We start from the raw sequence: 20,809 nt of genomic DNA on the forward strand, positions 1-20,809 counted from the left end.
AGAAATTGACTAATAAATTTTCAGGTTTAGCGCGGGGAGGAATAGTGAGTGCTGGAATGATGAGTGTTCCTGTCACCTTAAATGGGGGGACGATTGCCGAATCCGTTTCTAAAATTCAAGAAAATGAGAGTATTAGAGTGCGACAGTTTTAATTAAACCAATAGCAATTATCGTAGGCGCTTCCGTGATCTGGGGGCGTCTTGTTTGTTGTTAAGGAAAGATAAGCGCAAACGTGTTGCATTTTAGAAAACAAATGGACACAATGAACGGAAATAGAGGAGGAAATAATAATGAATTTCGGTCAAGCTCTAGAAGCGTTGAAACAAGGTAAAAAAGTAAAAAGGTCTATTTGGGGTGGATATTGGTTTCTCTCCAAGAATCCAGAGGTAAAAGAAGAACTGAACGCTGGATATGTAAGGGAATTTCAAACTCACGATATGATATTCGCTGTATTAAAGGATAATGGTGGGGTTGTACCCGCTCAAGCGTACCAAGCTGATATGTTAGCAGAAGATTGGGAGGTTGTTGAATAATGAGTTTTGGACAAGCGATAGTGGCACTAGTGCAAGGGAAAAACGTAGCTCGTGAAGGATGGAACGGTAAAAATATGTTTTTGTATCTTATTGAAGGTAATAAATTGTCTAAGGGATTAGGATATGGATACGGCGAGTATGTAGGGGTAGAACCTTCATTTGTTGATACCATTGCAATGAAGACTGCACAAAATACAATTGTTGTTGGCTGGCTCGCATCCCAAACGGATATGTTAGCAAATGACTGGGTAATTTTAAATTAAAATACAGATAGTTAACATAGTGAAGTTTATGCAAGAAATTAGGGTTAACGATTAATAAGAATGCTGTTAAATCAACGATGTATAAAAACTGTATAACGGTATAAAACAAGAATCGCTCAACCATGCGTATTTCCCATGTTAATGACTGTCATATAATAACTATTATGTAAACTAAAACTGTTAGGTCTATTCATTTCCCTGCATAAATTAGTTTTCGTTATGGATTTTTCAAAATAAGATTCTTTTTGGAGTGGTTTTTATGAAAAAGAAGCGATATATGAAGAAAAGAAAGAAAATGAATCTTTATTATGTGACGAATGGATATACAGGATATAGCCAAATACATGTGTATGTCATTGCGGAAAACCACGAGAGAGCAGAAGAGCTAGCTTCCAGAAGATTTAGAGAAGACGCTAGAAATAAAGATTATGATGAAGTTCTTGCTAGGCATAAAAAAATAGGATGGCCTACAGATCACTTACAAGAATATCGTTATGATGAAAATTATTGGACCGACCTAGATGTCTATTGTGAAGCAGAAGATGTATCGCAAGAATTTGTTTCTGATGTAAACGATTAAATACTGCTTTTTATTTTGGAGGGAGTGATGGTAATGGAACAGGATATTAATGAAATAAGTTTTAAGTATCTTAGTCCTATATGCGAAACATTCAAACTTGATTTTGATGAAATCTCCGATGATGTCAAAAGACATGTGAATGCTAACAATTCTAAAATCAATGCTTCTAATGCTGTTCTAGGTATGCGTTTTATCTTATCGAGAATATGGTGTACAGATATGCATAAGGAATTAGGTGCGATTGATTGGAAGACAGTAAAAGAAAATATTTATAAGGTTTCTAGATCATTAGTTAGTAAACCGGAAGAACAATATCAATTCATTAGAAAAGTCGCTGGTGCACAAGGTTACTTTATGCTGTGGCTATTATTAGAAGAAATGCACGAGAAAGAAATGTTAGCGCTGGAATAAGTGCTATTTTTTATTTTGGAGGAGGATGAAGGATGGATAATCAAAACTACCAAATGAAAACTGAAATTGTTGAATTAAGAATACAAGTTACTGGATTACAACGAACGATTGAAGGATTAACAAGAAAAGTAACTATGTTCGAAGAGGAATTAGCAACGAAAGCGGATATAACTCATGTTCAATTAATAAATAAACAATCTGAAATAATTAAGAAGAGTAACGATAGTAAATCTATTCCTATGGATTGTAAAGTTGGAGTTTCATTAGATGGAAGAGTTGTAGCGGAATCTATTGTCGAACATACAGCTGATTCAATCAAATGTGGCGTAATTAAAGGGAGTGAGATAAATGAAACTAGATAAACAAGAACAAGCTGTTGTAATTGGTACATTTATTTCAATGTTAGGACAGGACGTTGTAAATGAACGCATCGATAAAAAGAAATTAGAAAGTGTACTTCCTATCTTTAATGAAATGCAAGATAATACAACACCAAAGCAAAAGAGAGAAGCGATGATTAGTTTGCTTGGTAAAACGTTGGATGAATTCTTAGAAAAGTAGCCATAAAAAAAGGAAAAGTAACTCGTATTGGGGACGAATTACTTTTCCAGATGACAATGTTAACTCTATTATAGCAACTTGGACATATTTATAAAAGAGTAATTTGAATCTTTCGTAAAATAAATTAGGGATTACCGCGAGGTGGTGGTTATGGCTAGACAACGTAGCCCAGATAGAGATAAAGCATTCGAAATATATAAAGCAAGTAAAGGTGAGAAGCCATTAGTTGATATTGCAGCAGAGTTAAATCTCAAACCTTCGCAAATCAGAAAGTGGAAATCACAAGATAAATGGGATGAGCAAATGAATGGTAACGTTACTATTGCAAAAAGGAGCGTTACCAATGTTAAAAATCCCAAAACGAAAGAAAAATTAAAAGAGATTTTAGAGGATGAAGAGCTGACCGAAAAGGAACGGCTCTTTTGTTTGTATTATGTGAAATACTTCAATGGTACACAAGCTGCGTTAAAGGCTGGTTACTCCAAAGATGGTGCTCATGTACAAGCTAGCCGATTATTAAGACGTGAACGCGTTGCCTCTTATATAAAAGAACTTAAAGGTGAGTTAGTCGAGAATGTATTTGTAGAAGCGATGGATGTACTAAAAGAGTACATTAAGATTGCTTTTGCTGACATTACTAACTATGTGACCTTTGGGCAGAAGGAAGTTCCTGTAATGGGGATGTTCGGCCCTATGAAGGATGAAGCGGGTAATGAAATAACTCGTATTATCAATTATGTAGACTTGCATGAGGCTGATATGGTTGATGGTTCTATAATAACCGAAGTAAAGCTTGGAAAAGATGGTGTGTCAGTAAAACTTGCTGACAAGATGAAAGCACTGGACAAACTATCACAGTACTTTGATTTGGTACCTGACAATTTCAAACGGAAAATCGAAGAAGAACGCCACAAAATACAGATGGAAGTGCAAAAAGCTCAAATTGATAAAATTAAAGCAGATACTTCTCGCATTAAAGGTGATGAAGGTGAAGAGTATGAAGATGATGGATTTATCGATGCATTAGAAGGTAAAACAGCAGAGGTGTGGGAAGATGAAACTTAAACCTGCTCCTTTTAAATTCAGACCATTCTCTAAGAAACAATTACAAGTACTTACTTGGTGGAGAAAAGATTCACCTGTGAAGGAGCATGACGGCATTATATGCGATGGTTCTATTCGTGCTGGCAAAACTGTATCGATGGCTCTTTCTTATGTTATGTGGGGAACAGAAACATTTAATGGAGAGAATTTAGGTATGGCAGGTAAAACAATTGGATCCCTGCGACGTAACGTAATTACTCCATTAAAGAAAATGTTGAAATCGCGTAAATATAAAGTGAAGGACCATCTATCAGATAATATGCTTACTATTAGCAAAGATGGCCACACAAATCATTTCTATATATTCGGTGGTAAGGACGAATCATCACAAGAACTTATCCAAGGTATTACATTAGCTGGTATGTTTTTTGATGAAGTTGCTCTTATGCCACAGAGCTTTGTAAACCAGGCAACAGGACGATGTTCTATCGAAGGCTCAAAGTATTGGTTTAACTGTAACCCTGCCGGTCCGTATCATTGGTTCAAACTCGAATGGATAGATAATAAGGAAGACAAGAACCTGCTACATATTCATTTTACAATGGACGATAATCTTTCTTTATCTGAAAAAGTGAAGCAAAGATACTATCGCATGTATAGCGGAGTTTTCTTCCAACGATTCATTTTAGGACTGTGGGTGCTTGCAGAAGGCATTGTATATGACATGTTTAATAAAGAAAAACATGTTGTAAAAACAAAAGAAAGAGAATACGAGAAGTATTATGTATCTTGTGACTATGGTACACAAAACCCTATGACATATGGATTATGGGGCTTATGTGATGGTATATGGTACTAAACAAAAGAATATCATTATGACGGTCGTAAGAACTCGCAACAAAAAACTGATGATGAGTATCTGGATGATCTAAAAGAATTTGTCGGAGAAATTTCTATTCGTGGGATTATAGTTGACCCTTCAGCGGCTTCATTTATCGCTTTATTAAAGAAGAATCGTTTCAAAGGTTATTAAAGCTAAGAATGAAGTTATAGATGGTATACGTAATGTAGCGAGACTACTGAATGAAGAGAAAATAAAATACAACGACTGCTGTAAAGAAACATTTCGTGAATACGCTTCTTATACTTGGGATGAAAAAGCTACAGCTCGTGGTGAAGATAAACCGAATAAAGAAAATGACCACCAGATGGATGGTGATCGTTATTTTGTAAATACAGTCGTGGTAACTAATAACAAAGCGAAAGCTGTTAAGTCAATCTATTAAGGAGGTGAGACGATGTTTGAACACTACATTCCGTTACTGGATGAAGAAAATGGTGAACCCACACCTAAGCTACTCAAAAAGATTATTGATGAGTTTGAACCACTAAAACAACGCATGATAAATAGGTATGAGCGTTACAAAGCAAGTGAGAAAGGCGTACCTATATTCACACGTGAGTTTAAAGGTGATGGGAATAAGGACAAGGTTAACAACAAGCTAAACAATGATTTCTTTTCTGAAATTATTGATACAAAAATAGGATATATGTTCGGATTGCCTATTTCATACAGTCTAGATCATGAAGACGAGGAAGTATTGAAGCGTATCCAAGACTTTTTAAAATCGAATCATACCGAAGATGCTGACGCGGAAACAGGAAAGTTTGCTTCTATTTGCGGTTATGGAGCGAGACTGCTTTACCATGACAAAGAAGGAATTGAAAAGGTTATGAATATCAAACCTTATGAAGCAATATTTCTTACTAATTCAAGCATTGCAGAGCCTAAATACGCTATCCGCTGCTATCCAATCAAAGTAATCGATGGTGATGATTTCAAAGGACGGATACAAAGTGGAATTTTACAATGATACGCAAATCATTGAGTACACTGGTGAAGATTTAGATAAGTTGAAAGAAAACAAATCGAATTACTAATTTATACAAAGGTTGTACCCACTTATCGGATTTCCTAACAATGAAGAATTGCAGGGGATGTCGATAAAAGCTATTTCTCTTATCTGAGGGATATGATAGGGGCTCTCTGATGTAAATAGTGAGATTGAGCAGTTCCGTTTGGCTTATATGATTTTCAAAGGGTGTGGATATAGATGATGATACCATTGAGAAATTAAAAACAAACTGGAGCTCTGGATTGTAGGCGAGAATGGCGAGGCTAATTTTTTTAACTAAGGACCTTAATGACAACATTTTTAGAACATCATCTAGACAGGTTAGAAAAGAATATATGCCGATTCACGAAGCATGTGAACCTTTCTGATGAATCGTTTGGTGGTAACCTTACTGGTGTTGCTATTCGTTATAAGTTGCTATCGTTAGAAACAAAAAATCCGGTACATTAGAAATGAAATTCACTAAGTCATTGCGACAACAAATTTAAGTTACTATTCGACGCTTGGAATTTACGCTCAAATAAAGAAGAATTAGATTACCTTTGCATGACGTTCCAATTTACACGTAACCTTCCAGCAAACTTATCTGATGAAGCTGATGTTCAGTCTAAATTACAGGGTTTAATAAGCGAAGAAACACGATTATCTATGTTATCTGTTATTCCTGATCCAAAGGCAGAATTTACAAAAGATGAAGGAAGAAGAGGGTTGATTCTATCGATTTAGACCACTGTACATAAAGGCGGTGAAAACGATGGAATGGGACAAGAAGCAGAAAACACCTCCAAAAGATAGAGGACGAGCTGGAAAAGGCGATTCTCTACCTGTATAAAGATGCTTTGGAAGAAGTCAGAGGAATACTGGCTTTTTATTATGCTAAAATATGCGATAAAATGAGCAGTTAAGTATGCAGGAAAATGCGTCGATTTAATCGATACAAGAACCTGCAAAGTGAACTACAGCAAGTTATTAATGAAATAACTTATGAGAAAAAGAAAACTCTCAATGAAACACTCTCCACTCAATATGGGGGAGTCTTTTTATTATACGAGTTATCTTATCGAAAAAGAGGTTGGTGTATCCCTTTTCATATGGGCTGATTGACCCGAACGTCATTAAGCGAGCGGTTACAAATGCCTATCGATAAAATGGACACTCAATCAAAAGGTTAAGTACTCATCGAGCCACAGATAATTAGCCGAATACGTAAAAGAACTATCCATCGGCCCTTAGAAAAGGTGAAGGGTAATGCGGTAATGGCTAATCGTATTAAGCCTATTCTTGATGGGGATGCGAAGAAAGCACAAATGGTTGCATGGACAGAAAGTGCTAGAGTACAAAAACTTAGGTACTTATGACAGTGCCTCGCAAGCTTTTTGACGAAGGTGTATCAATGGAGAAGATTTGGATTTCTACATTAGATAAACGTACACGTCCCTACTCACCCAAGCAGCAGACCATCAAAAAGTACCGTTTTTAAAGGATTATTTAAAGTTGGTGGTTATAGTTGTGAATATCCACACGATAGTAATTTACCTGCTAAAGAGGTTGTACGCTGCCGCTGTTACTTTTCATTACGGAAAGTAGCGGATGTTAGTCCATTTATTGAGAGAAAGGGCTAGAAAACCCGACAAACAGGTAGGAATGAAGTTATTACAGCAGTTAGTTATGAAGAATGGAAGGACGGTCTAGAAATAATGAATTTTGGAAAAAGCACTCGAATTAATGAAAAGTGGCAATAAGGTTGTCACGTAAAAGGTTGGAAACGGTAAGAATATGTTTGCTGTTTTATCAAAAAAGGATATCCTGATGGAATTCCTTGTAATAAACAAACGGCAGAAGCTTGGGGATTAAATGAAGGTGATTTATTTAAGGTACGAACCTTACTTGCAATTACGTTGTGCTGATGGCACTCATGCGATGTGGGTTCCAAGTGTATCTGATATTTTAGCTGAAGATTGGATGATTGTTGAATAATACAAATAAAAACACTTGAGGGCTTATAGATTATGAACTTAATAGGGCGTATTCATAGGAACTCAAAGGAGGAAAAATGATGAATATTTTACAAAAAACATAAGCAGTTACAGTTTTTTTAAAGAAAAGGAAGTAACGAAATTACCATTACGTTTATCAAATCTGCAATTCTTTTCTGATCCAACACCACCTGCAGGATGATACGCCACCAGATGACCAAACACCCTGCTTCTATGACCGCTCAAGAAAAAGCGGAATACGAAATGAAACAACTCCAAGAGCAAAATGATGAACGAGAAAAGGTATTACACCAAAAAGAAATGCAGTGGGCTGCAACTGAGGCGTTATCAGAAGTAGGATTAGACCTCAAATTTGTGGACTTTGTTATCGGTGCTGATGCAGATGACACAAAAAGTCGTGTGGCGAAGCTTAATGAGTTATTCAATACTTCATTAGAAGCTAAAGTAGCAGAGAAGTTTAAAGCAGCAGGGCGCGAAGTCTATGCCGGTTCTGGTAGTGGCGCTGTGTTTACTCGTCAACAAGTAGCAACAATGAACCAGTCTGAAATTAACGAAAACTGGGATCAAATCCAAAAAGATATGAAAACATGGAAATAATGAGGAGGAATTAATATATGTCAGTAGCAACTTTTATTCCAACAATTTGGGAAGCGCGTTTAATGGCGAACTTCCACAAGCGTTCTATCGCTGATTTAATCACAACAAAACCAACAAAAATCGAAGGTAACAAAATTATCTTCAACCGCGTCGGGGCAGTAAATGTAAAAGATTATGAAGGAAAAGTAGAATGGGATGACACGAATCCTTCTAAAGTAGAACTTAATATGGATCAGAAAAAGTACTTTGCGTTCAAAGTAGATGATGTAGATGCAGTACAAGCAGCAGGTAATTTAATCGATCCGCATACACAAGAAGCTGGCGCGGTACTTCAGGAAAACAGTTGATACCTTTATTTTAGGTAAGTATGCAGAAGCTCTTAAGGAACACTTAATCGGTAGCGATAAATCTCCAATTGAATTAACACCAAAAAAACGCTTACGACTATATCGTTGACTTAAATACAATTTTAAACATTAAAAAAGTACCTAAAACTGAACGCTTCACAATTATTAACTCTCAAGTTCTTGGATTGTTATCTAAGGATGACCGTTTTACTAAACAACCTGTCGTGTTAGAAAATGGTATTGTTGAAGGTCAAATTATCAACGGTTCACAAATCGTTGTGTCTGAAGAAGTTCATGGATCTGGTGGTAAATATAAAATTCTTGGACTTCATAAATCCGCTATTGGGTATGGTAAACAATTAGATGAAACAGAAGCAATGCGTCTACAAGGTGCATTTGCTGATGGTATTCGTGGCCTTATGGTTTATGGTGGAGATATTCTTCGTCAAGAATCACTAGCAGTGCTTACGGCTACAATCGTACCAACTACACCAACTGCACCACCAGCAGGATGAGGGGCTTAATAAGCCTTTCATCTTTTTCATTTACACAAGTAGGTGATTAGATGGATATGAAAATAGAAATTTTAAAGCGTGTACAAATAAAGCTGCCTAATGAAAAACCTGAAAATCTATTAGTGGATATTGAAGATACAATGCTTGTGGTTGCTGAGTATACGAATAGAAAAATACCTGAGTTTCCTCCTGCTTATCCTGGTATTATTTCCAAAATGGTGATTCATCAGTATAAGGAACAGGAGAGAGAAGGGAAGAAAAGTGAATCATTAGGTAACTACTCTGTTACTTATGATGATATTGGAGATTATCCTGCTAGTATTACGAAAGGGCTGAAAGTGAGGCTACGTGTCTTATGATTCAATCGATGATTCGTAAGTTTGGTAAAGATGCTTCAGTACTTCGTAATGATGGTTCTGATGATGGACCATATCCTACAGAAGAATGGAGAGTAATAAACACTGTAAAAGGTGTACTAGATGCCATTCAAGGGACAAAGGATGCACGTAATAAGAAAGTAGAAGAGGAAAGTACACATTTCTTTTACTGTTTTCCATTTGACGTAACTATTCAAGATAGATTAGTTATTGATAATAAAGTATACAGCGTTACTTATCCCGGTGATCCAATGAATGCAGGTAGATTTTTTCAAATAGAATTGGAGATGTTGCCATATGAGCATGAAATTCCAATCAAATAGAGCTGCTGTTATGGCAAGGCATTTAGCTGCAAAGAAAGCGGCTCATACTGCTGTTGGTCAATTTGTTAGTTCTAAAGCCAAACTATTAGCTGCTGTAGATACTGGAAATTTAAGAAGCAGTATTAGTTCTAAAGCGGAACTAGAAAAGGTTGTTATTGGTACATCCGCTGACTATGGCATATACGTCGAGAAGGGCACAGGAGTCTATGCGGTTGATGGTGACGGGAGGAAAACTCCATGGATGTACCGTGACCCAAAAACGGGGAAAATGGTTAAAACGCAAGGGCAACATGCTCAACCATTCCTTAGACCTGCAGCGGAGAATAATAAACCGATGATTACGCAAGCTGCAACACGAACCTATTCGTCATTAATGAGGTAGATACCATGAATGACTTTATAAATACATTACACAGTGAATTGAAAAAGATTCATAAAGACACGTACTATGAAATCGCGAAAACAACGGCTGAAATGCCTTATCTGGTGTATACAGTTAACGATGATAAAGAACCATGGGGACGGAAGAATATCATGCTTACAATTGATATTTACGGTACTTCTGCTCATCTTAGTAAAATAGATGAACTGATTATGAAACTAGAAAACAATCTTCATAGAAAAAGATTAAGCAGCGCTGAATTTGGTGCTGCTATTTCTTATCTTTCAAGTCAGAAAGTACCTGATCCAGACCCGAATATTAGACGCAAAGAAGTGCGATTCATTTTACGAACTTATTTTAAACAATAGAAAGGGTTGATTATATGGCAGCTCCACAACCAAAACCAGAGAATGTCCTATTCGGAGATTGGGGTGCATTTTTCTTTAATTATGGAGAAAAAGACGAACTTCCTGTAGGCGCTACACAAGGCGGTGGCTCATTTAAATACGAACCAGAGTTTAAAGAGATTGAATATGATGGTTCTCCAGGTGACACTATGGGGATGAAACGTATTACAAAATCAAAAACTCAAATTAGTTTTAAGACACTTGAATTTTTGGATAAAGAAAAAATCAAAAATTTTATTGCGGGTTTAAAAGTATCAGAAGAGACTGTTACAAAAGACGGGAAAACAATTAAGTACGACGTGATTGAAGCTACAGAACGTCTAACAAAAGATAGCTATCTTAAAAACGTAGCATGGGTTGGCGAAACTTTAGGTGGAGATATCGTTGAAATTATCGTATATAACGCATTATCTGACGGTTCATTAGAGCTAGGATTTGAAAACGAAAGTGAAGTTGTTCCAGAAGTGACATTCACAGGACATCGTGATCCAGAAAACATTCGAAAAGTACCATGGAAAAAACGTATTTTAACAGCAACAGACAGAATTAATACCAGCAGGTTAAAGAGTAGGGAAAATCCCTGCTCTTTTTATTTTAAGGAGGAATAAATGTGACTATTGCAATTCAAGAAAAAGAATACAAAGTGAGACAAATTCATGGCGGAGATTTATTTTCTGTAGTTCGTATTTTGAAGAAATCGAAATTTAAGGTTGATATTAACTTACTTAAAGATTTAATGACGGGCGTACGAAATAAAGAAGGCGCAACACAAGCTGATGTATTAGCTGCACAAGAGACTTTTGGGTACGACATTATCATGAAGTTTATTTTCGGATTAGAAGAAGCGGAACAAGAATTCTTTGAATTTGTAGCTGGACTTTTAGTTCATGAAGATGAAAATGATAAAAAAACATCTCCAGATTGGGAAACAATACGAACTTTAAATTTAGAAGAGTTAGTTAAGTTGTTTACTGCAATTAAAGATTCAGAAGTTGGATTGGTTAAGCTTTTTTCCAATGCGGTGAACTTGATGAAATAGACTTCATCGATACGTTAGCTTCTCGCTATCCAAATATGGAGTACATAAAGAGTTTGGATGCAGAAATAGTTATTAATTTGTATCTCACCGCAAAGAAAAAAGAGATGGACCGCATGTTATGGGAAGAATGGTGCGCCTTACAACCGTACTGTAATGAAACATTCCCTCAATTTAAACATAAGCGCGAAAATCCAACGCAAGAACAGGTAAAACAATACAACGATTCAATCGAACAAACACCGAAACAGAAACTCACAAAAGAAGAAGTGTTTGCTCGTGTTGCAAAAATCCGCGGAAAGGCGGGTGAATAAATGGAATTATTTAAGATGTTTGGGTCAATTTTCTTAAAGGATGATCAGTTACAAAGAGGATTGGCTAATGCAGAAAGAAGCGGGCAAAGGACCACAGGTATCTTAGGTCGTGGATTTGGTCAAGTTGGTGCTGCGGCAGCTGGTTTAGGTTCTTCTGTTGGTGGAGCTGCTATAGCTATGGGCGGATTAGTCGGCATCGCTGTCGGTGTCGGTGCCGCAGTTGCTGGTGTAGTTCATGTTGGTTCTGAGTACACAAAACAAATGTCAAAGGTAGAAGCTCTTTCGCGTTCGAACGGACTACAAATGGCTGAGCTTGGGGCTAACGCTCGTAAACTTGGTGCTGATACCAGATGGTCTGCTACCAACGTAGCCGAGGCCTATGAATATATGGCTCTCGCAGGTTGGGATTCTAACCAAATGATTGCAGCTAGTAAACCACTACTTGATTTAGCAACTGCTGGTGCATTAGACCTTGCAAAGGCTTCTGATATCGTAACAGATACAATGACACCATTCGGAATGAAGGCTTCTGAAGCAGGAAGAGCGGCCGATGTATTCGCGTTAGCCCAAGCGACTGCCAACTTAAATGTTGAACAACTCGGCGAGACCATGAAATACGCAGCTCCTGTAGCTGCTACATTCGGTTTAAACATCGAACAAACGGCAGCAATTGCTCAAATATTTGCAAATAACGGTATCAAAGCTTCTATGGCTGGTACTGCATTACGTGCCGGATTATCTCGTTTAGCTGCCCCGCCGAAAGAAGCAGCTAAATCATTATCAGCATTAAATGTAACTGTAAAGGATTCACAAGGTAATTTAAAACCAATGAATGAAATTATCGGTCAATTACACGATGGGTTCGGGAAGTTAACTGACGCTCAACAAATCGCTGCTGCAAAAGCAATCTTCGGTGAAGAAGCGTATGCAGGATGGATTCAAGTTATTAAAGGTGGTAAACCTGCCTTTGATGATATGGTAAATACCCTCGAAACTGCTGAAGGCTCTGCAAAGGTTATGGCTGAAACAATGGCAAATAACTTATCAGGTGCAGTTGATGGCGTTAAATCACAATTAGAAAATTTAGGACTTGTTGTTTTCTCGCATGTTGAACCAGCACTTGTTGCAATGACAAACGGAACAAATAGTGCTGTTAAATCTCTTACTGACTGGCTTGATCCATCTGGTAGAGCTGTTGAAGCAGCTAAGCTAATGCAACAAACTGATCAGCAGTTAGCTCAATCTAAAGCCATTCTTGATATGAATCTCAAAAAAGGGAAGATAACGCAAGAAGAGTATAATGAAAAACTTGCTTTATCTAAGAAGCACGCTGAAGATATGATGAATGCCGATGGTATGTTAGCTCAGAAAAAAGAAGAGTTAAAAATGAAGGTCGAGGAAGGGACCATGACTCAAGAAGAAGCCAATAAAATCCTCGACCAATCTGAAGTTGAATACCAGAAACTTCAACAGGGTATTGAGCAAACTCGCCAACGTCAAGAAGCGATGAATAAAGTATTCGAACCACTTCGTGATGCAATTGGAATCATCCAACAAGTTGGCGCTGCTATCGAGCAATTCTGGATTGCTGCAACTGGGGATAGGAATGCGCTAGTTGAAGGTTATGACATCCTTACTAAACTAGGGTTTTCAGCTAATGCAATTCAGTTTATACAAGAAACTACAGCGGCAGTGCAATATGGTGTAGAAACTATGAAAGCTCTCGTATCTGGTGATTGGGGAGCTGCTAGTAATTTATTGGATAAGTTAGGGTTTTCTCCAGAACAAAAAGTGGATATTATCATGTTCGTTCAGGATGTACATGCCCAATTAAGTAGTTTTATAGAAAATGTACAATCTCTAATCTCAGCTGCTGCTCCTGTAATTATGGGAATAATCGGGGCTACTTGGGATTTTATTAAAGGTGTATTCAATACAATAGCTCCTTACTTAATGCCTTTATTAACAGATGTGATGTCATTTGTGAACGGGATTATAGCAAAGATTGCGGCGTTTTGGAAAGAAAACGGGGATCAGATTGTCCAAGCTGTAAAAAATGCATTTGATCTTATAAAAGGCATTATTGAATTTGTAATGCCTGTTGTTCTATTCATTATTGAAGATGTATGGGGAAACATAAAAGGCGTTATAAATGGGGCCTTAGATATCATCTTAGGGACAATTAAACTATTTTCTTCCTTGCTGACTGGTGATTGGACCGGCGTATGGGATGCCATTAAACAGATTTTATCAGGAGCATGGGAATTCATTTGGAATTTCATTCAAATATGGGGTGTTGGAAAGGTACTTGGCATCATTGGCAAAATAGGCAGCAAAATGAAAGGGCTGTTTGGAGAAGCTTGGGATGGTGTAAAGAAGGTATTCTCTGACATGTTCGAGGGTATTTTTAAAAGCTCAGGAGACACCCTTACAGTGATAAAAGAAGTATTCGGAAAAGTGAAAGATGCAATCGCAACCCCATTTAAAAATGCTTGGGAAGGTGTTATGGAGTGGATTGATAAAATCAAAACAGGCGTTAAGAACATGTTTAGTGGTGTTCATATTCCTGTTCCGAAGATTAATATAAACGGATCATTAAACCCAGCGCGTTGGGCTGATGAAGGTTTGCCATCTTTCGACGTCAAATGGGCAGCGAATGGCGCTTTAATTAAACCGGGTAATCCGACATTGATTGGTGTTGGTGATGCAAGAGGATATGATGAAACAGTTTTACCGCTTCGCAAACAAACATTCGACGCGATTGCTAACGGAATAATGGGGTCTCTACCATTAACTCAACAAGCTGGAGCACAACAATATGCATCACAAGGTCCAACTATTTTGCAAGTTAATTTAAACGGCAGAGAAATAGCAAAGGAAATCTACTCAGATGTTAGTAAGTTTCAAGAAAGCGAGAAAGAAAGATTGAAAGTATTTTAGGTAGGTGATGATATGACTGGAATCAGTTTCTTTAGTTTTAACGGGAAAAGAAATTCAAATGTAATCCCATTGCAGGGTAAAAAACGCCCTGCATGGGCTCCTTTGGAACGTACATTCCTTGAAGTCCCTCACTATCCAGGTGGGCGTTTGATAAGAACACAAACAAAAATGAGAAAAATAATTATACCGGTTGCATTATTTTATGAATCTATGGAAGAGGCTGAAAAGTTAAAGGAAGAAATAGCTAATTGGCTTATTACAGATCAACCTCAAGAACTGATCTTTGATGATGAAAAAGATCGCACGTATTTGGCCCTTATTGATGAATCGTTTGACCCACAGCAATTAGTGAATTTAGGAGAAGGAGTCCTTACTTTTGTTTGTGAAATGCCATATAAGTTAGGACCTACTAAAACGGTAGAATTTGAAATGGATGGACGTGGGTTAATAGCAAATGTTCAAAATAAAGGTACTGTTCATTCTAATCCTATAATTGAGATTGAAATTACGAAACCGAACACTTTTTTAGATGTATGGTTTGGTGGGGTATCTTTAAGTGATCGAGATTATTTTCGTATTGGGATGCCGCTAAAAACTGTGGAAAAGCCTGTAGAAAGGAATCAAAGGCTTATATGGGATGAAATGGCCACTACGGTCGGATGGAGTAAAGTCAGCTCAATGGAAGATGGGGAACCGGTTGGTGAAATGAAATCAGATAAATATCAATTTTATTGTTCTGATTTTGGAACGGGAAAAGGATGGCACGGTGCAGCTGTTAAAAAAAGTATCCCTGGTGGCCCAGTAGAAGATTTTATCATGCAAGCTTACGTTACTTGTAAGAGCAAGAAAATCAATGAAATGGGACGAGTTGAGATAGCGATACTCGATGAAAACAGTAAAGTTCTTTCAAAAATTGCCATGAACGATCTCTATTGGCAAGCCGAACAAAATTTTGGAACGATGGTTATTGGATACGATAACAAACCAGGAAAAACAGGTTTAATTTATGAGAGTGGTGATTATCCAAATACATGGAATCAGTATTATGGTAGGTTGTGGATTGCTAGGACCGGAAATGTATGGGAGGCTTATATTTCAAAATTTCTTCCTGGAACAGAAAAAGATGGTTCAGAACGCTTTGCGAGATGGACTGATAAAGACAATAAGCATATGGAAAAAGCAGCTCAAATCCAGATTAGTATCATGCAGTGGCAAGATGTACCACCAGTAGAAGCGATGACAGTTTCTGATTTGAAATTTTGGAAAGTAAATTTAAATAATCAAAATACACCACCTTATATATTCGATGTTGGTGATAAAGTAGTGATCGATACAGAGAACACTCACGTCAGTATTGAAGGGAAAAACGCGATTAACATAAAAGAGTTTTTCAGTAATTTTCCTGTTATTAATAAAGGTGCTAATATAATCGAAATTATGCCATCTGATATTGGAACAGCAAAGGTTACATATAGGGAGCGTTTTAGATGAGAACACCAAGTGGATTACTTCATGTTGTTGATTTTAAAACAGATCAAATTATATCAGCTATTCAACCAAAAGATTACTGGGCTGATAACCGTCATTGGGAAATCAAAAATAACATTGATATATTTGATTTTACAACTTTTGACGGCACTCCACATGCAATTACATTACAACAGCAGAACTTGGTTTTAAAGGAAGTACGAGATGGTCGCATTGTTCCGTATGTTATTAACAATGAAGTAGAAAAAGATTCAAATGATAGATCTTTAACTGTACACTCGTCTGGTGCTTGGGTTCAAATAGCGAAAGATGGGATTATTAAACCTCAACGTATAGAGAGCGAAACAGTTAATACGTTTATTGATATCGCTCTTGCCGATTCAAAATGGCAACGTGGAATAACGGATTATTCTTCATTCCACACTATGACTATCGACGAATTTATTGATCCTCTCACTTTTTTAAAGAAAATTGCTTCTTTGTTTGAGTTAGAAATCCAATATCGCGTCGAAGTAATGGGTTCCAAGATTACCGGCTGGTACGTAGATATGATAAAGAAGCGAGGGCGAGAAACTGGCAAGGAAGTAACTCTAGGAAAAGATTTAGTTGAGGTTAGAAGAATTGAACATTCTAGAGATATTTGCACAGCACTTGTCGGATTTGTACGAGGTGAAGGTGACAAACTTATCACGGTGGAGAGCATAAATAAAGGACTACCTTACATCGTCGATAATGACGCATTTCAGCGATGGAATGCGCATGGTAAACATAAATTTGGTTTCTACACTCCAGAAACAGAAGATCAAAATATGACACCAGAGCGGCTTATGACTCTCATGAAAACAGAATTAAGGAAACGAGTCAATACTTCCGTTTCTTATGTAGTAGAAGCACAATCGATTGGACGTATTTTCGGACTAGCACATGAACTAATTAACGAGGGTGATACAATCCGAATCAAAGATACAGGCTTCACTCCTAAGTTATACCTAGAAGCACGTGTAATTGCTGGTGATGAATCTTTTACGGATCCTACACAGGATAAATATGTGTTTGGTGATTATCGTGAACTTACTGATCCGAACGAGGAATTAAAAAAGATTTACAATCGAATCCTTAGTAAATTCGGTGAGAAACAAGAAATACTGGATCAGTTAGATAAATTAGTGAAAGATGCAAATGAAACAGCTAGTGATGCTAAGAAAGAATCCGAAGCAGCGAAAACATTGGCTGAAAAAGTACAAGAGAATCTTAAAAATAACACGGTAGACATCATTGAAGCAAAGAATCCACCGACAACAGGGCTTAGACCTTATAAGACACTTTGGCGTGATATTAGCAATGGAAAGCCTGGTATTTTGAAAATATGGACAGGCGCAGCTTGGGAATCGGTCGTACCTGATGTTGATTCAGTTAAGAAAGAAACGTTGGAACAGGTGACAAAAGATATTAATGCTAGTGCGGAAAAGCTAGATGCTAGAGTTAAAGAAGCTGAAACGAAAGCAGACAATCTACAAAAAGACTTCAATGCTGTTAAAGGAGAACAAGAAAGAGTCAGTCAGGTAACTAAGGCGCTTGAAGAAAGTGACGAGGCAACTAAAGAAACAATCACACGTATACAAGGTACTCAAGAAGATATGAACAAAACAATCGTTGAGACTACAAAAGGCGTTGAAGGGCTACAAAGTACTGTATCCGATATTAAAAAAGATCAAAACGGTATTACAGATCGTGTAGTAAAAACAGAACAAAACATTAACGGTATTTCCAGTTCCATTGAACAAATCAACAAAACGTCATCACAAACAATTCAAAAGTTAAATAAAGTTGAAGAAGATGCAAATGGAACAAAGCAAACCATCGAACGAATCGAAAAGAATGTAAATAACCTTGATGATGATGTTATCAACCTTGTAAGAGGAACTAAGACGTTAACAACTAACGAAGAATTATCTTTAAAAGGTGCTCGCCTATCTGTTATTAAGGACACGTACAATGGGAATGCTATCGCGCAAACTGATACAGAATGGCAAGGTATAGCCGTTAAACCCAGTGAATTAATCAAGCGAGGGAAAATAAAAATTGGTGATACTGTAACATTTTCTGTAACAGCTAGAATGATAGGTGGGGAATCTACACAAGTATTCTTTCCTAACAGTGCTGGTAAAACAACAGTTAATGGAGAATGGAAAAGAGTTTCGGTAACAATTCCAGTCGGATCTGATGCCGCTGATCCAAATGTTGTATATAGATTCGAAGCTGAATCAATACCTAAAGGCGCTTTATACCAACAAACTTCACCTATGCTATCGTTAACTAAAAAAGTTTATCCGTGGAGACCTGCACCTGAAGACCAGGCAGACAGTAACGAATTTATCAAAGTTACAACTGAAATTAAAGCAGAAGCTGGGAAAATCTCGACAAAGTTAGAACAGGTTGAGGCTCGTACTGTAGGCGTTGAAAACTGGCTAATCAATACAGGCCCAAACGAAAGACCTCAAACAATCGGGATGATTGGTGGCGCGGTGTTGAATAAAGTTACATCATTTGTTCAGCCTGGCGAATACGTAGCGATTGAATGTCAAGATCATACAGACGCCTTTTATCAATTCCATCTAGATAATACTAAGATAGGAGACTTTGAAAAAGGGAAAGATATAACAATATCTTTAGACATTCAAAATGATGTGCTTTTAGATTTTATTTTATTCCAATACATCAACGGATCGTGGAGTGAGTCAGTACAAAAGCCTGTGCCAGCTAAAGACTGGCGTCGTGAGTCATGGACGTTTAAAATCGATGTTCGTGCTACTGGTTGGGGATTTAGAATTCGTTTTGCTAGAAATGAAGCATCTAAAGGGAAAAGGTTTCGTTTCAAGAAAGCTAAACTAGAAAAGGGTTCTGTTCCAACAGACTTCAGCAAGTCAACATATGAATTAGAGCAAAGTGTGGATGGTGTAAAATCTACTGTAACTAAGGTGCAGGATAACCAAGCCGGATTTGATAAGCGTGTTGCTACTGTAGAAAAAGATGCAACTACCATTAAACAAAATGTCTCTTTCATACAAAATACGCAGACAGAACAAGGAAGACAATTACAAGAGGCGAAAGCTGGTTGGGAAAATACTGCGAAAGCACTTGAAGGTAAAGTGGAGCTTAAACAAGTAGAGGATTATGTTGCTGGATTTAAGATACCTGAGTTGAAGCAAACAGTTAATAAAAATAATCAAGATTTATTGGGCGAATTAGCTAACAAACTTGCAACTGAGCAATTTAATCAAAAAATGACTTTGATTGATAACCGCTTTACTATCAATGAACAGGGTATCAATGCTTCGGCTAAAAAGACAGAGGTATATACAAAAGAACAAGCAAATGGGCAATTTGCCACATCATCTTATGTAAGAGATATGGAAACCCGTCTTCAGTTAACTGAAAAGGGTGTTAGTATATCAGTAAAAGAAAATGATGTAATCGCAGCATTCAATATGAGTAAAGAAAACATTACTTTGAATGCGAACAGAATTAACTTAGTAGGTTTTATTACAGCAAATCATATCAAAGGAAAAGTTTTAGAAGGAGTAACACTTAAAACGAGTGGAAACAGATTTGTTGAAATAAATAAACAAGACATGAAGATTTTTGATTTAGATAAGCCACGTGGTTATATAGGATTTATGGAAACAAATGATGGAAGTATTCAACCTTCATTAGTCCTTGGTTCTGATAATAGAAAATACGCTGGTACAGGATCATTTTATATTTATCAAGTCATGCCGCGAAGTAATGGAGTCGATCAACCTTCTAAAGCATATGCAAAATTTGGGATTTCTAAAGGAGAAAATGCAGAAGGAACTAATATTTGGTCAAACTATATTCAAATGCATAATGACGGTGGACATCTGAGCGTATATTCAGATGGACAATTTCGTTTTCAAAACTTGAATAATATTATTTTTGAATCTGAAGGATGGGCTCCAGGATATGGTTACTTCTCTGTAACTACAACTGAGCCGCATATTTTTACAAATAACGCGGGGCAGTTTACTTTCAAAAGAAAAGGCAGTGACTATAAAATACATTTCATAAACGGCGCCACCGATCATGATTTAATCATGGGTAATGCAATGATAAGATCAAGTTTTGTACAAGGTTATAACAACGGATTACAGATTAAAGATATGATGGGCCAAGGATGGAAAGATATAGAATTAAGAACACTGCGAGCTAAAGAAAATATATCTGCTACAGGACGTATGTGGGCGCAAGAATTTATCCCTAATTCTTCTCGTACGCTTAAAACGGACATAGAAGACCTTCCATTCTCTGCTTTAGATAAAATCAACTCTGTAAACATCAAACAGTATCACTTTATAAGAGATGTTGAACGCTTCGAGTCAGGGGAATCTATTACACTACCAATTAATTACGGTATGATTGCGGAGGACTCTGACGATGTATTCACCACACCACAAAAAGACGCTGTAACACTTTATAGCTCGGTTGCAATTTCTATTCAAGCAATACAAGAAGTTGACTTTAAAGTTAAAAATCTTCAATTTGACCACGGTATGTGGAAGCAGGAAGTTGACACTCTTAAAGAACAACTTGAAGCAGAAAAACTTGAGAAAGTTTCAATGAAAGCTGAAATTGATGAATTAAAGGTATTAGTACAACAATTAATAAATGAGAAACCAGAGCAGCCATAAGCTGTTTTTTATTTTGCGCAAAGTACGGCTTTGAATAAATTCAAATCATAGATCAAGAGGGGCGATATC

The 20,809-nt window shown here is 37.0% G+C and carries 19 protein-coding genes and 4 pseudogenes; all 23 read left to right on the plus strand.

Annotated features, from left to right (window positions below; genetic code table 11):
* Nucleotides 1–290: 290 nt before the first annotated feature.
* A complete protein-coding gene (locus QCI79_RS34275) occupies nucleotides 291–533 on the plus strand; it encodes a DUF2829 domain-containing protein (RefSeq protein ID WP_016049871.1) in 243 nt (80 codons plus the stop codon).
* Nucleotides 533–796 carry a DUF2829 domain-containing protein gene (locus QCI79_RS34280; RefSeq protein WP_016049872.1) on the plus strand — a complete coding sequence of 88 codons (264 nt, stop codon included), beginning with the start codon at nucleotides 533–535 and terminating at the stop codon, nucleotides 794–796. The genes QCI79_RS34275 and QCI79_RS34280 overlap by 1 nt, the downstream gene beginning before the upstream one ends.
* Before the next feature lie 259 nt (nucleotides 797–1,055).
* Entirely contained in the window at nucleotides 1,056–1,376 is a 321-nt protein-coding gene (locus QCI79_RS34285; protein ID WP_016049873.1) for a hypothetical protein, read from the plus strand.
* 33 nt (nucleotides 1,377–1,409) lie between these two features.
* On the plus strand, nucleotides 1,410–1,787 hold the full coding sequence (locus tag QCI79_RS34290; RefSeq protein WP_228220185.1) for a hypothetical protein: 378 nt from the start codon (nucleotides 1,410–1,412) through the stop codon (nucleotides 1,785–1,787).
* A 32-nt stretch (nucleotides 1,788–1,819) separates the two neighbouring features.
* Entirely contained in the window at nucleotides 1,820–2,149 is a 330-nt protein-coding gene (locus tag QCI79_RS34295) for a hypothetical protein (RefSeq protein ID WP_016049845.1), read from the plus strand.
* Nucleotides 2,136–2,348: a hypothetical protein gene (locus QCI79_RS34300; protein WP_000762692.1), complete on the plus strand. Its 213-nt coding sequence runs from the start codon at nucleotides 2,136–2,138 to the stop codon at nucleotides 2,346–2,348. Before QCI79_RS34295 ends, QCI79_RS34300 begins: the two co-directional genes overlap by 14 nt.
* Before the next feature lie 150 nt (nucleotides 2,349–2,498).
* Nucleotides 2,499–3,413 (plus strand): terminase small subunit, encoded by a 915-nt coding sequence (locus tag QCI79_RS34305; RefSeq protein WP_016049846.1) that lies wholly within the window; start codon nucleotides 2,499–2,501, stop codon nucleotides 3,411–3,413.
* Nucleotides 3,403–4,678, plus strand: a pseudogene (locus QCI79_RS34310) (PBSX family phage terminase large subunit). The gene QCI79_RS34305 and the pseudogene QCI79_RS34310 overlap by 11 nt, the downstream one beginning before the upstream one ends.
* 12 nt (nucleotides 4,679–4,690) lie before the next feature.
* Entirely contained in the window at nucleotides 4,691–5,266 is a 576-nt protein-coding gene (locus QCI79_RS34315) for a phage portal protein (RefSeq protein WP_353842277.1), read from the plus strand.
* Between the two features lie 330 nt (nucleotides 5,267–5,596).
* Nucleotides 5,597–6,034, plus strand: a pseudogene (locus tag QCI79_RS34320) (phage portal protein).
* Between the two features lie 971 nt (nucleotides 6,035–7,005).
* Nucleotides 7,006–7,285, plus strand: a pseudogene (locus QCI79_RS35120) (DUF2829 domain-containing protein).
* Between the two features lie 212 nt (nucleotides 7,286–7,497).
* Entirely contained in the window at nucleotides 7,498–7,902 is a 405-nt protein-coding gene (locus tag QCI79_RS34335; RefSeq protein ID WP_353842279.1) for a DUF4355 domain-containing protein, read from the plus strand.
* Nucleotides 7,903–7,919: 17 nt separating this feature from the next.
* Nucleotides 7,920–8,764: pseudogene (locus tag QCI79_RS34340) on the plus strand (hypothetical protein).
* 50 nt (nucleotides 8,765–8,814) lie between these two features.
* Nucleotides 8,815–9,123: a head-tail connector protein gene (locus QCI79_RS34345; RefSeq protein WP_016049853.1), complete on the plus strand. Its 309-nt coding sequence runs from the start codon at nucleotides 8,815–8,817 to the stop codon at nucleotides 9,121–9,123.
* The gene (locus QCI79_RS34350; RefSeq protein ID WP_016049854.1) at nucleotides 9,120–9,464 is read left to right on the plus strand and encodes a head-tail adaptor protein; all 345 of its coding nucleotides are present in this window, start codon (nucleotides 9,120–9,122) and stop codon (nucleotides 9,462–9,464) included. Before QCI79_RS34345 ends, QCI79_RS34350 begins: the two co-directional genes overlap by 4 nt.
* Nucleotides 9,439–9,846, plus strand: coding sequence for an HK97-gp10 family putative phage morphogenesis protein (locus QCI79_RS34355; RefSeq protein ID WP_016049855.1), 408 nt, complete (start codon nucleotides 9,439–9,441; stop codon nucleotides 9,844–9,846). The genes QCI79_RS34350 and QCI79_RS34355 overlap by 26 nt, the downstream gene beginning before the upstream one ends.
* Nucleotides 9,847–9,851: 5 nt before the next feature.
* Complete coding sequence (locus QCI79_RS34360) at nucleotides 9,852–10,214, plus strand: hypothetical protein (protein WP_016049856.1); 363 nt, start codon at nucleotides 9,852–9,854, stop codon at nucleotides 10,212–10,214.
* A gap of 14 nt (nucleotides 10,215–10,228) precedes the next feature.
* Nucleotides 10,229–10,861: a hypothetical protein gene (locus QCI79_RS34365; RefSeq protein ID WP_353842280.1), complete on the plus strand. Its 633-nt coding sequence runs from the start codon at nucleotides 10,229–10,231 to the stop codon at nucleotides 10,859–10,861.
* Nucleotides 10,862–10,863: 2 nt separating this feature from the next.
* Entirely contained in the window at nucleotides 10,864–11,292 is a 429-nt protein-coding gene (locus QCI79_RS34370; RefSeq protein WP_016049858.1) for a hypothetical protein, read from the plus strand.
* 53 nt (nucleotides 11,293–11,345) lie between these two features.
* Entirely contained in the window at nucleotides 11,346–11,603 is a 258-nt protein-coding gene (locus QCI79_RS34375) for a hypothetical protein (RefSeq protein ID WP_016090412.1), read from the plus strand.
* Complete coding sequence (locus tag QCI79_RS34380; RefSeq protein WP_016049860.1) at nucleotides 11,604–14,543, plus strand: phage tail tape measure protein; 2,940 nt, start codon at nucleotides 11,604–11,606, stop codon at nucleotides 14,541–14,543.
* 21 nt (nucleotides 14,544–14,564) lie between these two features.
* The gene (locus QCI79_RS34385) at nucleotides 14,565–16,034 is read left to right on the plus strand and encodes a distal tail protein Dit (RefSeq protein ID WP_031303574.1); all 1,470 of its coding nucleotides are present in this window, start codon (nucleotides 14,565–14,567) and stop codon (nucleotides 16,032–16,034) included.
* The gene (locus tag QCI79_RS34390; protein ID WP_016049862.1) at nucleotides 16,031–20,740 is read left to right on the plus strand and encodes a phage tail spike protein; all 4,710 of its coding nucleotides are present in this window, start codon (nucleotides 16,031–16,033) and stop codon (nucleotides 20,738–20,740) included. The genes QCI79_RS34385 and QCI79_RS34390 overlap by 4 nt, the downstream gene beginning before the upstream one ends.
* The last annotated feature ends 69 nt before the right edge of the window (nucleotides 20,741–20,809 follow it).

Origin of the sequence: Bacillus cereus group sp. MG1, assembly GCF_040460035.1 — a bacterium.
Taxonomy (GTDB): domain Bacteria; phylum Bacillota; class Bacilli; order Bacillales; family Bacillaceae_G; genus Bacillus_A; species Bacillus_A cereus.

Bases quoted from the DNA above. Each gene is read 5' to 3' on its own strand.
- QCI79_RS34275 (WP_016049871.1), top strand. From the start codon at position 291: ATGAATTTCGGTCAAGCTCTAGAAGCGTTGAAACAAGGTAAAAAAGTA.
- QCI79_RS34280 (WP_016049872.1), top strand. From the start codon at position 533: ATGAGTTTTGGACAAGCGATAGTGGCACTAGTGCAAGGGAAAAACGTA.
- QCI79_RS34285 (WP_016049873.1), top strand. From the start codon at position 1,056: ATGAAAAAGAAGCGATATATGAAGAAAAGAAAGAAAATGAATCTTTAT.
- QCI79_RS34290 (WP_228220185.1), top strand. From the start codon at position 1,410: ATGGAACAGGATATTAATGAAATAAGTTTTAAGTATCTTAGTCCTATA.
- QCI79_RS34295 (WP_016049845.1), top strand. From the start codon at position 1,820: ATGGATAATCAAAACTACCAAATGAAAACTGAAATTGTTGAATTAAGA.
- QCI79_RS34300 (WP_000762692.1), top strand. From the start codon at position 2,136: ATGAAACTAGATAAACAAGAACAAGCTGTTGTAATTGGTACATTTATT.
- QCI79_RS34305 (WP_016049846.1), top strand. From the start codon at position 2,499: ATGGCTAGACAACGTAGCCCAGATAGAGATAAAGCATTCGAAATATAT.
- QCI79_RS34315 (WP_353842277.1), top strand. From the start codon at position 4,691: ATGTTTGAACACTACATTCCGTTACTGGATGAAGAAAATGGTGAACCC.
- QCI79_RS34335 (WP_353842279.1), top strand. From the start codon at position 7,498: ATGACCAAACACCCTGCTTCTATGACCGCTCAAGAAAAAGCGGAATAC.
- QCI79_RS34345 (WP_016049853.1), top strand. From the start codon at position 8,815: ATGGATATGAAAATAGAAATTTTAAAGCGTGTACAAATAAAGCTGCCT.
- QCI79_RS34350 (WP_016049854.1), top strand. From the start codon at position 9,120: ATGATTCAATCGATGATTCGTAAGTTTGGTAAAGATGCTTCAGTACTT.
- QCI79_RS34355 (WP_016049855.1), top strand. From the start codon at position 9,439: ATGAGCATGAAATTCCAATCAAATAGAGCTGCTGTTATGGCAAGGCAT.
- QCI79_RS34360 (WP_016049856.1), top strand. From the start codon at position 9,852: ATGAATGACTTTATAAATACATTACACAGTGAATTGAAAAAGATTCAT.
- QCI79_RS34365 (WP_353842280.1), top strand. From the start codon at position 10,229: ATGGCAGCTCCACAACCAAAACCAGAGAATGTCCTATTCGGAGATTGG.
- QCI79_RS34380 (WP_016049860.1), top strand. From the start codon at position 11,604: ATGGAATTATTTAAGATGTTTGGGTCAATTTTCTTAAAGGATGATCAG.
- QCI79_RS34390 (WP_016049862.1), top strand. From the start codon at position 16,031: ATGAGAACACCAAGTGGATTACTTCATGTTGTTGATTTTAAAACAGAT.